Consider the following 1807-nt stretch of genomic DNA (forward strand, 5'->3'; position numbering starts at 1 on the left):
CGAGTGGTCATGACGCCAGCCCCTCGGCCAGCGGTCCCAGCGCGAGCGCCGGGAAGTAGGTCAGACCGGTGACGATCAGGATCGTGCCGACCAGCAGACCGGTGAACAGCGGCTTCTCGGTCCGCAGGGTGCCCGCGGTCGCCGGGACCGGCTTCTGCTCGGCGAACGAGCCGGCCAGCGCCAGGACGAACACCATGGGCAGGAACCGGCCCAGCAGCATCGCGAGCCCGATGGTGGTGTTGAACCACTGGGTGTCCGCGTTCAGGCCGGCGAACGCCGAACCGTTGTTGTTGGCGCCGGAGGTGTAGGCGTACAGGATCTCGGAGAAGCCGTGCGCACCGGAGTTGGTCATCGAGTGGACCGGGGTGGGCAGGGCCATCGCCGCGGCGGTGAAGCAGAGCGCCAGCGCCGGGGTGATCAGGATGTAGCACGCCGCGAACTTGATCTCCCGGGCGCCGATCTTCTTGCCGAGATACTCCGGGGTACGGCCGACCATCAGACCCGCGATGAACACCGCGATGATCGCCATGATCAGCATGCCGTAGAGGCCGGAGCCCGTACCACCGGGGGCGATCTCGCCGAGCTGCATACCCAGCATGGTGATGCCGCCGCCGAGACCGGTGAACGAGGAGTGGAAGGAGTTCACCGCACCGGTCGAGGTGAGCGTGGTGGCCACCGCGAAGATCGACGAGCCGCCGACCCCGAAACGGGTCTCCTTGCCCTCCATCGCCCCGCCCGCGATATCGAACGCGGGACCGTGGTGGGCAAACTCGGTCCACATCATCAGCGCGGTGAAACCGAGCCAGATGACACCCATCGTCGCCAGGATCGCGTAACCCTGCTTGAGGGAGCCGACCATCCGGCCGAAGGTGCGGGTCAGCGCGAACGGGATGACCAGGATCAGGAAGATCTGGAGAAGATTGGAGAGCCCGTTGGGGTTCTCGAACGGGTGGGCCGAGTTGGCGTTGAAGTAACCGCCGCCGTTGGTGCCCAGCTCCTTGATCGCCTCCTGGGAGGCGACCGCGCCACCGTTCCACTGCTGCGAACCGCCCATGAACTGGCCGACTCCGTGGATACCGGAGAAGTTCTGGATCGCCCCGCACGCGACCAGGAGGATCGCGCCGACCACAGCGATCGGCAGCAGGATCCGGATGGTGCCGCGCACCAGGTCCGACCAGAAGTTGCCGAGCTCACCGGTGCGGGAGCGGCCGAAGCCCCGGACAAGCGCCACCGCGACGGCGATGCCGACGGCGGCCGAGACGAAGTTCTGCACCGCAAGGCCACCGGTCTGGACGACATGGCCCATGGCCTGCTCGCCGTAGTACGACTGCCAGTTGGTGTTGGCGACGAAGGACACCGCCGTGTTGAACGCCTGGTCCGGGTCGATCGAGGCGAAGCCGAGCGAGCCGGGCAGACTGCCCTGGACCCGCTGCAGCAGGTAGAGGAAGAGGACGCTCACCGCGGAGAACGCGAGGACACCACGAAGATAGGCGGGCCAGCGCATCTCCGTGTCGGGATTGGCGCCGATGGACTTGTAGATCCACTTCTCGACGCGCAGATGCTTCTTCGAGGAGTAGACGGCGGCCATGTAGTCGCCGAGCGGACGGTACGCCAGACCCAGCGCCACCACGAGCGCGAGCAGCTGGAGCACACCAGCGAGGACGGGGCTCATATCGGGCTCAGAACCTCTCCGGGTACAGAAGGGCGAGGACGAGATATCCCAGCAGGGCGACGGCCACGATCAGACCGACAATGTTCTCGGCAGTCACAGCTTCGCCACCCCCTTGGCGATGAGAGCCACCAGCGC

General features: G+C 66.6%; 2 protein-coding genes. Both read right to left on the bottom strand.

The window, feature by feature from the left end:
• Positions 1-7: 7 nt before the first annotated feature.
• Positions 8-1672 (bottom strand): potassium-transporting ATPase subunit KdpA, encoded by a 1665-nt coding sequence (gene kdpA / locus ABZV38_RS40290; protein WP_356333919.1) that lies wholly within the window; start codon positions 1670-1672, stop codon positions 8-10.
• A 7-nt stretch (positions 1673-1679) separates the two neighbouring features.
• The gene (gene kdpF / locus ABZV38_RS40295; RefSeq protein WP_037701211.1) at positions 1680-1769 is read right to left on the bottom strand and encodes a K(+)-transporting ATPase subunit F; all 90 of its coding nucleotides are present in this window, start codon (positions 1767-1769) and stop codon (positions 1680-1682) included.
• Between the last annotated feature and the right edge of the window lie 38 nt (positions 1770-1807).

The organism is Streptomyces sp. NPDC005181, from assembly GCF_040608395.1.
Classification (GTDB): Bacteria; Actinomycetota; Actinomycetes; order Streptomycetales; family Streptomycetaceae; genus Streptomyces.

Coding starts and splice junctions, on each gene's coding strand:
- kdpA (WP_356333919.1), bottom strand. CDS start 1,672: ATGAGCCCCGTCCTCGCTGGTGTGCTCCAGCTGCTCGCGCTCGTGGTG.